We start from the raw sequence: 12,821 nt of genomic DNA, 5'->3' as shown, positions 1-12,821 counted from the left end.
TGTTTAGTGTTAAACCATTTTTTCTGCCGGAAACCTAGTCCAAACTGACGCAAACGGGCGCGGCGGCGGGCGGGCGGCGGCTTCTTGCATAAAGCCTGCCCTGCGGCCACAGTTCCGGGCAAATGAAAAGGGAGTGAAAAATGAGCGATACAATCGCCGAAATCCGCCTGCCCACTCAGGAGCTGCGGAACGATATACCGTTCTACACCAAGGTGTTGGGCATGAAGATGGACATGATCTATCCGGCAGATGATCCGCGCACCGCGGTTTTTTCCGGCCACGGCCTGCGTCTGCGCATCGAAAAAGGGGCACAGGAAAGCCCCGGCACAATCCGCATTCTGACTGAAGATCCTGATGGATTTGCCGAAGGCCAGCGCCGCCTGACCGCGCCCAACGGCACCATGGTGGAGATCGAGAAGCGCCACCCGCCGATGGTGATGCCGGAAACGGTGCACAGTTTTGTGGTCCGCCGCCTCAAGGACCAGGCGCCCTGGATCATCGGCCGCGCGGGGATGCACTACCGCGACCTGGTGCCGGACCGGCTGGGCGGCTCGATCATCGCCAGCCACATCCGCATTCCCGACGGCGGCCCGGTGCCGGACATGGTGCATTTCCACCGGGTCGGCTTTCAGCTGATCTTCTGCATCCACGGCTGGGTCGATGTGGTCTATGAGGATCAGGGCGACAAGATGCGGCTCACAGCGGGCGACTGCTTCATCCAGCCGCCGGAAATCCGCCACCGCGTGCTGGAGGCGAGCGACAATGTCCAGGTGATCGAAATCGGCGTGCCGGCAGAACACGTCACCGAAATCGACCACGAGATGACCTTGCCGACACCGGATTACCGCCCCGAACGGGAATGGCAGGGCCAGCGCTTTGTCTACAACAGGGCGGAGGGTGCCGAATGGGTGCCGTTCCGTCTGCCGGGCTACATATGCCGCGACACCACAATTGCCGAGAACACCAAGGGCGTCGCCGGCGTGCAGGTGTTGCGCCGGGGTGATGGCGCGCCGCAATGGGCCGCGCATGACACCGACATCCATTTCACCTTTGTGATGAACGGCACGGTCACGCTGGAAGGCGAGGGCAGGGAGCCTTACCGGCTGGAGCAGGGCGACGCCTTTGTCATCCCGCCGGGCATGAAAACCCGCCTCAGTGAACCTTCGCAGGACGTGGAGCTGCTGGAGGTGACCTTGCCCGGCGTGTTCAACACCACTCTGGGGCAGTGACGGAACCGCGTCCGGGGGCTTTCGCTCCCCGGGGCATTTCCGCTATCCTGCGGCATCTTGACCAAATGATCAAAAAAACCGGGGAATCGCCATGAGCCTCAAAGCCGCTGCCGCCGCCGTCCGCGAAAACGCCCACGCGCCTTACTCCAACTTCAAGGTCGGCGCTGCCATCCGCTCTGCCTCCGGCCAGATCTATGTGGGCTGCAACGTCGAAAACGTGGCTTATCCCGAAGGCACCTGCGCCGAGGCCGGCGCCATCGCCGCGATGGTTGCCGCGGGGGAAAAAGAGCTGGCGGAGGTCTATGTGATCGCCGATTGCCCGTCGCCGATCACGCCCTGCGGCGGCTGCCGCCAGAAGATCAAGGAATTCGGCACCGGCGATGTGAAGGTCATCATGGCCACCACTGACGGCGCCGAGCAGGAAACCACCATAGGCGAGCTGCTGCCCGGCGCCTTTGATACGGACCATATGGAGCGCAGCTGATGGACGCCCGCGCCATCAACGCGCAGCTGCGGCGCGGCGAAACCCCAGGCGAGAACGCGCTGCGCTGGTTTGCCGAAGGGCTTGCCAGCGGCGGCGTGACGGACGCGCAGGCCGGGGCCTTTGCCATGGCCGTCTGCCTGCAGGGCCTCAGCGTCGAGGGCCGCCGCGCGCTGACGCTGGCGATGCGCGACACTGGTGACGTGCTGGAGTGGGATCTGGACGGGCCGGTGCTGGACAAGCATTCCACCGGCGGGGTGGGCGACTGCGTCTCGCTACTGCTGGCCCCGGCGCTGGCCGCCTGCGGCGCCTATGTGCCGATGATCTCTGGCCGCGGCCTGGGCCACACCGGCGGCACCCTGGACAAGCTGGAGGCCATTCCCGGCGTCTCCATTCAGGTCAGCGAGGATCGCTTGCGGGGCATGATGCAGGACGTTGGCTGCGCCATTGTCGGCGCCACCACGCAGATCGCGCCGGCGGACAAGCGGCTGTACGCCATCCGCGACGTGACAGCGACAGTCGAAAGTGTCGACCTGATCACCGCCTCGATCCTGTCCAAGAAGCTGGCCGCCAGCCCGGACGCGCTGGTGCTGGACGTCAAGATCGGCTCCGGGGCCTTCATGAAAACCGCCGATGAGGCCCGCGCCTTGGCGCAATCCCTGTGCGATACCGCCAATGCGGCCGGCTGCAAGACCTCGGCGCTGATCACCGACATGAACCAGCCGCTGGCGCCGGCCCTGGGCAACGCGCTGGAGGTGGCAGAGGTGATGCGCGTCTTGACCGGCGATGCATCCGGCCCGCTGGCCGAAATCTCGGCGGTTCTGGGCGGCGAACTGCTGGCCCACGCCGGTCTGGCCGCGGATACGGCAGAGGGCGCGGCCAAGATCACCGCCACACTCACCGATGGCCGCGCTGCGGACCGCTTTGCCCGGATGATCGCGGCCCTGGGCGGGCCTGCGGATTTTACCGCCAGCTGGCAGGACGATCTGCCCGGCGCAGAAGTCATCCGCGAGGTCAAAGCGCCCTCGGCCGGCCATGTCGCTGCCATGAACGGCGAAGCGCTCGGTCTGGCGGTTGTCAGCCTTGGCGGCGGCCGCATGGTGGAAAGCGACCGCATCCACCCGGGTGTCGGTATTTCGGACATTGTCCGCCTGGGCCAGCACGTTGGGGCAGGGGACACCCTTGCCCGCATCCACGCGGCCAGCGATGATGCGGCAGAAATGGCGGAGGCGGCGTTTCTCGCGGCGGTCTCCATCGGCGAGGCGCCGGACACCCTGCCGCCGCTGGTTCACGAAAGGATCTCCTGATGCCCCGTGCCTTCCTTGTGGTGATGGACTCCGTCGGCATCGGCGGCGCGCCCGACGCCGGGACCTTCTTCAACGGCGATCTGCCGGACCTTGGCGCCAACACGCTGGCCCATATCGCTCAGGCCTGCGGGGCCGGTAAGGCGGATGAGGGCCGCAGCGGCCCGCTGAACGTGCGGCACATGGAACGGCTTGGCCTCGGCGCGGCAATGCGGCTGGCGTCATCCGTGCCGTTTCCGGGCCTGGACACCGAACCGCAGGGCCGCTGGGGCTCTGCCAGCGAGCTCAGCCGCGGCAAGGACACGCCGTCGGGCCATTGGGAACTGGCGGGCTTGCCGGTGCCCTGGGACTGGCACTACTTTCCCGACCAGTCGCCCTCGTTCCCCGAGGACCTGACCGCCTTTGTCGCGGAGCAGGCGGGCACCGACGGCATCCTCGGCAACTGCCACGCCTCCGGCACGGTGATCCTCGACGACCTCGGCGCGGAACACATGCGGACCGGCAAGCCGATCTGCTACACCTCCGCTGACAGCGTGTTCCAGATCGCCGCGCATGAGGAGACCTTTGGCCTCGACCGCCTTCTGAAGCTTTGCCAGGCCATTGCCCCGCGGCTGCACGCGATGAAGGTGGGGCGGGTCATCGCGCGCCCCTTCATCGGGTCGGCGGACCAGGGGTTCACCCGCACCACCAACCGCCGCGATTTTGCCATCACCCCGCCTGCGCCGGTGCTGACCAATTGGGTCCAGGACGCAGGGCGCAAGGTCCACGCCATCGGCAAGATCGGCGACATCTTCTCCATGTCCGGCATCAACACATTGAAAAAAGGCGCTGATGCCCAGCTGATGGAGCATCTGTTCGACGCAGTGGAGACGGCAGAGGACGGCAGCCTGACATTCGCCAACTTCGTCGAATTCGACAGCCTGTACGGCCACACCCGGGACATCTCAGGCTACGCCCGCGCGCTGGAGTGGTTCGACGCTGAAATCGGCCGCCTGCTGCCCAAGCTGCGCAACGGCGACATGCTGCTGCTGACCGCCGATCACGGCAATGATCCCAGCTGGCCCGGCTCCGACCACACCCGCGAACAGGTGCCGGTGCTGATCGCGGGGCTTGACGCAGGCCCCGTCGGGCAGGCCAAATTCGCAGATGTGGCGGCCTCGATCGCGGCCCATCTGGACGTCCCGGCCCAAGGCCCGGGCAAGAGCTTTCTTTGACCCGATGGTCAAAACCCGCTTGCCTGTTCCGGCCAAGCCCGTAAAAGCGCGCAAAACCAAACTTTAGGAGTGCCCCATGACCGACCACCTGACCGTTGTTGATCACCCGCTTGTGCAGCACAAGCTGACCCTGATGCGGGATAAGGGCACGTCCACAGCGGGCTTCCGCCGCCTGCTGCGCGAGATCACCCAGCTGCTGGCCTATGAAATCACCCGCGAGATGCCGCTGACCACCACCAATATCGAAACCCCGATGGAGGAGATGGAGGCGCCGATCCTGGCGGGCAAGAAGCTGGCGCTGGTGTCGATCCTGCGCGCGGGCAACGGTATGCTCGACGGCGTGCTGGAACTGATCCCCTCGGCCCGCGTCGGATTTGTCGGCCTCTACCGTGACGAGGAAACGCTGGAGCCGGTGCAGTATTACTTCAAGGCGCCCGAAGGCCTGAAGGACCGTCTGGTGATCGCGGTGGACCCGATGCTGGCCACCGGCAACAGCTCTGCCGCTGCCGTTGACCTGCTGAAGGAGGCCGGCGCCAACAACATCCGCTTCCTGTGCCTGCTGGCCTCGCCCGAAGGCGTTGCCCGGATGAAGCAAGCACATCCGGATGTGCCGATCGTGACTGCGTCGCTGGACCGCGAAATCAATGCCAAGGGCTATATCCTGCCGGGCCTGGGCGATGCGGGCGACCGGATGTTCGGCACCAAGTAACCGCAACAGCGCCAAGGCGCTTCACGGCGCCTTGGCCGCACGCGGGCTGACCCGGCCCTTGCGGACACTAGCTCCAATTGGCGCAAAAATTGCCGCGGCGCAGCCCTATTGTTGCCGCAGAATCTTTACTCACAAGCCAGAGTCAGGCATCCTGCAGCCATATTTTGTGGGGCGCAGGAATGAAAATAACTAGAATTATTGCACTGGCCATCATCGCGGCGACGTCAGGCGCGGCAGGTGTACAGGCACAAACCCTGCGCCCAACCAGCCCGCCCGCCGAATATCCGCCAGCCTCCTACGACGGCCGGCAATTTGTCGACAGCCGCGGCTGCGTCTATATCCGGGCAGGCATCGACGGCAACGTGACCTGGGTGCCGCGGGTGACGCGCTCGCGCAAGCAGATCTGCGGCATGCAGCCGACAGAGCTGGCCGGAACCACCCGCCAGCAGCCGCGCGCCGCCGCGCCGGAGCTGATCACGCTGGAGCCCAGCCAGCAGCCCGCGCAGACGGCGGCAGCCCAGCCCGCTCCGGCTGCGCAGGCCGAATCCGCGCCTGCTGCGGCCGCCCCGCCGCCCACGGCGGTGACCACAGCCAAACCGCGCCGCACTCCGCAAACCGCCAGCGCCCGCCCGGCGCCTGCCGCTGCCCCCGGGCCCGCGGTCAAGGAAGTGGTGCAGGCAGCCCCCGCTCCTGCTCTGGCGCCCGCCGCCGCTGCGCCGCAGTCCTCCGTGGCGCTGACACCGAACACCCGGGTGGTGCAGACGCACATCTACCAGGACCGCCGCCTCAGCAACAGTTTCCAGGTGCCCCAGGGCTACCGGCCGGTCTGGACCGACGGGCGCCTCAATCCGCAGCGCGCGGTGCGCACGGTCCGGCCTGCGGTGCTGAACGGTGCTGCCAAGGTTCCGCCCGGCTATCTGCTGGTTGAGCGCGGGGACGGCCGCCTGAACCCGATGCGCGGTCTGCGCTCGCCGCAGGGGGACGCGCAGATGGCGCGGATCTGGACCGATGGCGTGCCGCGCAAACTGGTGAGGCTGCCGCTGGACCGTCCCACGGTGAGCCTGCCGCGCGACGCCCGCCGCAGCCCGGCAGAGGCCGGGGCATCAGAGCTGCGCATTTCCACCCGCTCGGCGCCCGGCACGGCAGCGCCGAAGTCAGCCGTTACGGCACAGCGCTACGTCCGGGCCGCCACCTATGCCAGCGCGGAACAGGCCCGCGCCGCCGCCCGCAAGCTAGCCGGGGCCGGTCTGCAGGTGCGGCTTGGCACCGTCAGCCGCAAGGGCCGGCCCTACAAGGTGGTTCTGGCGGGACCTTACCGCAACAGCGGCCAGGCCGCAGCGGCGCTGGCCAGGGTGCAGCGTGCGGGTTTCAGCGGCGCCCGGCTCAGCAGGTAGCAGTTCTCGAAAAAATGGTGCAAAGGCCGGGTCTCTGCCCGGCCTTTTGCCGTTGCTGCACGGCATGTGCCGGTGACAGCCTGCAATCCGGCGCTAATTCCGCCGGCAGGTAAAGACAAAAGCAGCAAGGGGCATCCGCAGCGGCGGCGGTCCGAAGCGGCTGCGAAGGGCGTCCAGGATGGCGCTGGCGACCTCATCGGGATCAACGCCGCCCCGGCTGCGGATTTCGTCGATCATCGGATTGCCATAGACCAGCGCCTCAGCGAATCTTTCTGGATCATCAAGGGTTTTCTCCAGCGTGACGGGGTCATGGCTGGTCTCAGCCCAGTCATCTCCGTTCAGATCCGCCTTCACGGCTTCGGGGGCGCCGTAATGGAACGGCACCTTGTAGAAACCCGGCGGATCTTCCGGGAAAAACCGCGCGGCTTCGGTGTCGGCAATTTCCGCAAACGGGTTTTTCGCCATCGGCGCCCACACGTTGAAGATATAATGCCCGCCGGGTCTCAGCACCCGCGCGGCCTCCCGGAAGGCGGCGGCCTTATCCGGAAAGAACATCACCCCGAACTGGCAGGCAATCAGATCAAAGCTGCCATCGGCATAGGGCAGCGCCATCGCATCGGCAGGCTGGAAGGCGAGATTCGTGGTGTCGGGCAGCTTTGCCTTTGCCAGCTCCAGCATTGGTTCGTTCAAATCCGTAACCGTCAGCTTGCAGCCCGGCGGCAGCTTGCTGCGCAGCCGCTGCGAAACAATCCCTGTTCCTGCAGCCAGCTCCAGGACATCTTGCGGGGCAAGGCTGCGGCAGCGGTCCGCCAGGTCATCTGCATAGTCCTGGAAAATGACCGGTCCCAGGCCGCTGTCGTAGTGACTGGGAATATCCCCCGTGAAACTGGCTGCATTCTCCGTCATGACCCACCCCCCTGAACGTGCATTTGCGCAGATTTCACGATCCTAGCAGATCCGGCGCATTTTCGCGATTGGCGGGGAGGCGGGGGATGGACGCCGGCGGGGTCAGCCGCAGATGTTTTGCAGCTGCACCCAGTCGCGGTCGTTCAGAACCGGCTCCAGCTCGCGGCCGGCCATCGGGTCGGCCTCGATCAGGCCCAGCACCGATTCACCGGTGATATCCAGCGCATAAGCATAGGGCGAGGAGGGGAGAGCAGCGCGGGCGAACTCCGCCAGCAGCACCTGATCCGCAAGCGCGGGGCGGGGGCTGGCTAGGGTGGTCTCGGAGTAGGCGTCCAGCGTGGACCGGTCCACATCCCCGGTGGTCAGCAGTTTGAACGAGGCGAGAACCCCGCCCGCCTCCAGCAGATCAACCATCGGGTCGCGGGCCCCAGCCCGGGCACGCTCCGCCAGAATCGCGCCGGCCGCCACTGCAGGATCCTCGAAATCCTCCACAAAGGAGCGGTTCAGCAAAACGATACCACCTGGCAGATGCAGGCTGCCGGGAATGCCGGAGCGCAGGATCGCCAGCTGCCGCACCCCGGTGCGCTGCGCCAGGTCTTTCAGGATCGGCGCCGCCTCAGGCGTGGCGCAGGCCGGGCCGGAGACCCGCTCGATCCGCCCCAGCAGCGCCTGGCCGATGGCCTTGCGCTTGATCTCGGGCACCACGCTGACGGCGTGGCGGGTGACGGCGCCGGGCAGCCACAGCACCAGCAGCGCCAGAACCAGCGCCAGCGTGCCCAGGATGCTGACCGCCCGCAGCCGCCCGGGCCGCGCGCGCGACCGCCCGATCGCGTTTTGCACCCGGGCAATCGCCTCCAGCATGGCGGTCTCATCCTCGGCGATTTCCAGCGTTTCGCCGGGATCGCCATCGGGGTGGAACAGGGCCGGGAACACGCCGGGATTGGCGCGCTCCACCGCCGCCAGCGACCAATGCGCCAGCGGCCGGTCGTTCATGCTGGCAATGGTCAGCGTCGCATCGCCCAGCGAGATGATCACATCCCGCCGCTGCGCCTCCGGATCTGCGCGCCACAAGCCCGCAGCCTCCAGCCGCTCGAATTCCTTCAATGCCGTCATGCAGCCCGCCCGGCCCCCGTGTTTATCGTTGCCGCCAGAATAATCACATAAAACAGGGGCGGCAATTTGCTTTGCCGCCCCTGAAGCCGTTTCGCCCAGAATTCTTACAGAGACTTGGCGATTTTCCTCAGTTCAAACTTCTGGATCTTGCCGGTGGAGGTCTTGGGCAGCTCCTGGAACACCACTTTCTTGGGCGCCTTGAAGCCTGCCAGCGTCTCCCGCGAGAAGGCGATCAGCGCCGCCTCGTCGGTGCTGGAGCCGGGCTTCAGCTCGACAAAGGCGCAAGGCACCTCACCCCATTTCTCATCCGGCATCGCCGCAACTGCGGCCAGCAGCACATCCGGATGCGCCATCAGCACACCCTCCACCTCGACCGAGGAGATATTTTCGCCCCCCGAGATGATAATATCCTTGGCCCGGTCTGCGATCTGGATATAGCCGTCGGGGTGCTGCACGGCGAGGTCGCCGGAGTTGAAATAGCCGTTCTTGAAGGCCTCGGCCGTGGCCTCCGGGTTCTTCAGGTAGCCCTTCATCACCACATTGCCGCGCAACCCGATCTCTCCCTGGCTCTGGCCGTCCATCGGCAGCACGTTGTGTTCGCTGTCGCGCACCACCACCGGCTCCAGCATTGGCATGGCGACACCCTGGCGGGACTTCTTGGCGGCGATGCCTGCCTTGTCCAGCCCGTCCCAGTCCTCTGTCTTCCAGTAGCATTCGGTGACATGGCCGAAGGTTTCGGTCAGCCCGTAGACATGGGTGATGTTAAAGCCCAGGTCCTCGATCTTCGACAGCGTCGCCGGGGCGGGCGGGGCGCCTGCCGTGAAGACCTCGACCGTGTGGTCGAAGGTGCGCCGCTCCTCGTCCAATGCGTTTACCAGCATGTTCAGCACGATCGGCGCGCCGCCGAAATGGGTGACGCCCTCGTAGTGAATGGCATTGTAAATGTTCTGTGCGCTGATATCGCGGCAGCAGACCAGGGTGCCGCCCACCAGCGGCATCATCCAGGTGTGGTTCCAACCGTTGCAGTGAAACAACGGCACGATGGTCAGATAGACAGGGTGCAGCACCATCCGCCAGGACACCACCGTGCCCATGGTCATGAGATATGCACCGCGGTGATGGTAGACCACGCCCTTGGGCCGCCCGGTCGTGCCGGAGGTATAGTTCAGCGCCAGGCTTTCCCATTCGTCTTCGGGCATGATCCACTGGAAATCCGGGTCGCCGCCGACCAGCAGCGCCTCGTATTCCGTGTGGCGGCCGGTGGCGTGCCAGGTGGCTTGATCATCCGCCACTTCGATCAGCACAGGGGCCGGGCCTTCCATCTCCTCCACGGCGGCCTCCGCCAGTTCCAGGAACTGCGGGTCGACCAGCACCGCCTTGGCTTCGCCGTGCTCAAATATATAGGCGACCGTGCTGGTATCCAGCCGGGTGTTGATGGTGTTCAGCACGGCGCCGCAGGCTGGCACCCCGAAATGCGCCTCCGCCTGGGCGGGTATGTTGGGCAGCAGGGTCGCCACCACATCACCGGGCTTGACCCCCAGCTTGGCCAGGCCCGAAGCCAGCCGCGTGCAGCGCTCATGATACTCGGCATAGGTTTTGCGGTGCTTGCCATAGACCACGGCCGGACGATCCGGAAACACCTGTGCTGCCCGCTGCAGATGCGACAGCGGCGTCAGCGGCACATAATTTGCGGCGGTCTTCTCCAGACCGGTTTCATCCGCCATCCACCCCATCAGTTTCCTCCCCTGAATCACTTTGGTGTCGCTTAGAGGACAGATATTGCGGAAAGTTGCGGGCAATGGGAAGGGTATGAAACAAACAGCAACCCTAGCCCCCGTTGCCGGCAGCCAGGCTGCCGCCGCGCAGTCTATGCTGGCTGCGATGCTGATCATCGGCATCACAGACAACGTCGTGCCGCTGATGGCTGAGACCATCGGGCTGGGCCAGTTCTACCTGTTGCGCACATTTGTCGCACTGCCGTTCCTGTGGCTGATGGCGCGGGCCGGGCTGGGCGGGCTCAGCCCCCGCAACTTCGGCGCGGTGCTGCTCAGGGCGGTTCTGGTGGCGGTGTCGATGGTGTTCTACTTCTCCGCCGTGGCGCTGATGCCGATTGCCCAGGCGCTGGCGGGGCTGTTCACCTCGCCGATCCTGATCGTGGTGATTTCGGTGCTGTTCCTGCGGATGCGGATCGGCTGGGTCCGGGTTGCTGCGGTGCTGTGCGGCTTTGCCGGCGTGCTGATGGTGCTGCAGCCGGACCCGGCGGCCTTCAACTGGCTGATCCTGGTGCCGGTGGCGGGCGGGCTGTTCTATGCGCTCGGCTCTCTGGCGACAGGGCTTTACTGCCAGGGCGAAAGCACGGTGGCGATGCTGTTCATCTACCTGCTGGTGCAGGGCGCCTTGGGCGCGATGCTGCTGGCGGGTCTGGAGGTCTGGCCGCAAGACGTGCCTGCGGGCGCTGACGGCTTTGTCACCCGCGGCTGGGTCTGGCCGCTGTGGGAGATCTCGCACCTGATCCTGCTGCAGGGCTGCGCGGCGGTGGGCGGCGTGTTCCTGATCACCAAGGCCTACCAGCTGGGTGAGGCGTCTTATGTTGCCGTGTTCGAATACTCGGTGATGATCGTCGGCCCGGGCGTCGCCTGGGCCTATTGGGGGCAGATGCTGAACGGGTGGCAGATGCTGGGGATTGCGCTGATCATTGCCGCCGGAAGCACCATCGCGCTGCGCTCGCGGTAGGCGGGCAGGGGCTCTGCCCCTCTTGGCCCTAGCGGGCCAATTCACCCCGGAGTATTTGCGAAAAGGTGAAAGGGCGGGGCGCGCGCTGCGCTTTCATCTTTCCCCAAATACTCCCGCCGGAGGCCTGCACCGCAAGGTGCAGATCTGCATTTCCATCAGCGGATCAATATCCTAGGGTCGGCGCATGATCCTGTCGCAAGGCCGCCAATACGTCTTTATCCATATCCCCAAGACCGGCGGCACCGCCCTGTCGCTGGCGCTGGAGGCGCGCGCCATGGCGGACGACATGATGCTGGGCGATACCCCGAAAGCGCTGAAGCGCCGCCGCCGCCTGCGGAACGCGCAGGCGCGCGGGCGCTTGTGGAAGCACTCCACACTGGCCGATATCGAAGGGCTGGTGCCGCAGGAAAAGCTGCGCGGGCTGTTTGCCTTCACCCTGGTACGCAACCCCTGGGACCGGGCGGTGAGCTATTTTCACTGGCTGCGGGAGCAGAGCTTTGATCATCCGGCCGTCGGTCTGGCGCAGCGTCAGGAGTTTCGTGCGTTTGTGCAGCATCCGGACATCATCAGCGCCTTCCGCGCCAGCCCGGCATCCTCCTACATGCGGCATGCCGATGGAACAGAGCAGTGCCGGCTCTATATCCGGCTGGAGCATTTGCAGAACGACGCACGCCCGCTGTTTGATCACCTCGGTTTTGAGCTGGACCTGCCGCGCATCAACGAAAGCGGCCGCCAGCGCGACTGGCGGATCTATTACGACGATGCCGCGGCGGAGGCCATAGCCGAAGCCTGCGCGCAGGATATCGCGCAATTTGAATACTCTTTTAACGATTTCCTCCTATCCAAGTGACGTGATGCAGCGCTGAGGCCGCCAGTGCGGGGTTCAAACAGGCTCCGGGCAGGCGGACGGGCGCGAAACCGTAAACATTGACCGGTTTTTGCCTCAATTCCGGCCCATAAGTGGCGAGGAAAGAAGGAAAAGACCGGCCTGGCCGGCAGGGTTTCCACCGCGGCCGCAGGAAAGGATCTCGGATGCTGGATTGGCTTCTGAAACGCTCGCAGGTCTCGATGGGTCGGGCCATGAACAGCGGATTCCCCCTGATCCCCGTTGGGCAGGGCGGCTTCCTGGCGGGCACCCATGTGGCGTCCAACCTGGGCTGGCGCCCGGTGGAGGCGCTGACGGCGGGCGACAAGGTGCTGACCTTTGATCACGGGATGCAGACCATCGTGGAATTGCAGCGCGAAACCGTTCTGCCGGGCGAGGGGGAGCTGGAACCGGCCCGCTGCCCGCTGCTGGTGCCGCGCGATGCGCTGATGAACCGGGTGCCTTTGTGGCTGATGCCGGATCAGGGCGTGCTGCTGGAGAGCGACCTGGTGGAGGATGCCCGCGGCGACCCCTTCGCGGTGGTGCCTGCCTGCGCGCTGGAGGGCTACCGCGGTATCCGCCGGATGCATCCGGGGGCGCAGCTGGATCTGGTCACGCCGCGTTTTGCCCAGGATCAGGTGATCTATCTGGAGGCCGGGATGCTGGGGTATTCCGCGGCGCCGCGCGATCTGATGTGCGGGCGGGTCTATCAGGAAGAAGGCGCCTACAGGGTGCTGCCAGCGGATGAGGCGCGCGGGTTGGTGCTGTCGATGATGGCCGGGGACGAGCAGTGGGCGGCCCCCGGTGCCGCCATGACCGGGGCAGAGTATCAGCCGCCGCTGAGCTGATCCGCGGCAGCAGGACGGAAAAAAA

General features: G+C 65.7%; 12 protein-coding genes. 9 read left to right on the top strand and 3 right to left on the bottom strand.

Going from position 1 to position 12,821, the window contains the following annotated elements; translation table 11 throughout:
- The first annotated feature begins 140 nt into the window (after nt 1–140).
- The 6 genes from CAER_RS0125555 (at nt 141) to CAER_RS0125530 (ending at nt 6,331) form a co-directional block, all read left to right on the top strand.
- Nucleotides 141–1,229 (top strand): cupin domain-containing protein, encoded by a 1,089-nt coding sequence (locus CAER_RS0125555; RefSeq protein ID WP_027238030.1) that lies wholly within the window; start codon nt 141–143, stop codon nt 1,227–1,229.
- A gap of 91 nt (nt 1,230–1,320) precedes the next feature.
- Complete coding sequence (locus CAER_RS0125550) at nt 1,321–1,713, top strand: cytidine deaminase (RefSeq protein ID WP_027238029.1); 393 nt, start codon at nt 1,321–1,323, stop codon at nt 1,711–1,713.
- On the top strand, nt 1,713–3,017 hold the full coding sequence (locus CAER_RS0125545) for a thymidine phosphorylase (RefSeq protein WP_027238028.1): 1,305 nt from the start codon (nt 1,713–1,715) through the stop codon (nt 3,015–3,017). Before CAER_RS0125550 ends, CAER_RS0125545 begins: the two co-directional genes overlap by 1 nt.
- Nucleotides 3,017–4,228, top strand: coding sequence for a phosphopentomutase (locus CAER_RS0125540; RefSeq protein WP_027238027.1), 1,212 nt, complete (start codon nt 3,017–3,019; stop codon nt 4,226–4,228). Before CAER_RS0125545 ends, CAER_RS0125540 begins: the two co-directional genes overlap by 1 nt.
- Nucleotides 4,229–4,304: 76 nt before the next feature.
- Nucleotides 4,305–4,937: a uracil phosphoribosyltransferase gene (gene upp / locus CAER_RS0125535; protein ID WP_027238026.1), complete on the top strand. Its 633-nt coding sequence runs from the start codon at nt 4,305–4,307 to the stop codon at nt 4,935–4,937.
- Nucleotides 4,938–5,116: 179 nt separating this feature from the next.
- Nucleotides 5,117–6,331: an SPOR domain-containing protein gene (locus tag CAER_RS0125530; protein ID WP_027238025.1), complete on the top strand. Its 1,215-nt coding sequence runs from the start codon at nt 5,117–5,119 to the stop codon at nt 6,329–6,331.
- 93 nt (nt 6,332–6,424) lie between these two features.
- Here CAER_RS0125530 and CAER_RS0125525 read toward each other — a convergent pair whose 3' ends face one another.
- The 3 genes from CAER_RS0125525 to CAER_RS0125515 form a co-directional block, all read right to left on the bottom strand.
- The gene (locus tag CAER_RS0125525; RefSeq protein ID WP_027238024.1) at nt 6,425–7,237 is read right to left on the bottom strand and encodes a class I SAM-dependent methyltransferase; all 813 of its coding nucleotides are present in this window, start codon (nt 7,235–7,237) and stop codon (nt 6,425–6,427) included.
- 102 nt (nt 7,238–7,339) lie between these two features.
- Nucleotides 7,340–8,350, bottom strand: coding sequence for a hypothetical protein (locus tag CAER_RS0125520; protein ID WP_027238023.1), 1,011 nt, complete (start codon nt 8,348–8,350; stop codon nt 7,340–7,342).
- A 104-nt stretch (nt 8,351–8,454) separates the two neighbouring features.
- Nucleotides 8,455–10,083, bottom strand: a complete 1,629-nt coding sequence (locus CAER_RS0125515) for an AMP-binding protein (protein WP_027238022.1) — start codon at nt 10,081–10,083, stop codon at nt 8,455–8,457.
- A gap of 76 nt (nt 10,084–10,159) precedes the next feature.
- Between CAER_RS0125515 and CAER_RS0125510 the strand changes: the two genes are divergently transcribed.
- The 3 genes from CAER_RS0125510 (at nt 10,160) to CAER_RS0125500 (ending at nt 12,796) form a co-directional block, all read left to right on the top strand.
- Nucleotides 10,160–11,083 carry a DMT family transporter gene (locus tag CAER_RS0125510; protein WP_027238021.1) on the top strand — a complete coding sequence of 308 codons (924 nt, stop codon included), beginning with the start codon at nt 10,160–10,162 and terminating at the stop codon, nt 11,081–11,083.
- A 184-nt stretch (nt 11,084–11,267) separates the two neighbouring features.
- A complete protein-coding gene (locus CAER_RS0125505) occupies nt 11,268–11,933 on the top strand; it encodes a sulfotransferase family 2 domain-containing protein (protein WP_027238020.1) in 666 nt (221 codons plus the stop codon).
- Nucleotides 11,934–12,115: 182 nt separating this feature from the next.
- On the top strand, nt 12,116–12,796 hold the full coding sequence (locus CAER_RS0125500; protein ID WP_027238019.1) for a Hint domain-containing protein: 681 nt from the start codon (nt 12,116–12,118) through the stop codon (nt 12,794–12,796).
- The last annotated feature ends 25 nt before the right edge of the window (nt 12,797–12,821 follow it).

Source organism: Leisingera caerulea DSM 24564 (assembly GCF_000473325.1).
GTDB lineage: Bacteria > Pseudomonadota > Alphaproteobacteria > Rhodobacterales > Rhodobacteraceae > Leisingera > Leisingera caerulea.
Note: the sequence above shows the minus strand (reverse complement) of the source record. Positions and strands in the feature narration are given on the sequence as shown.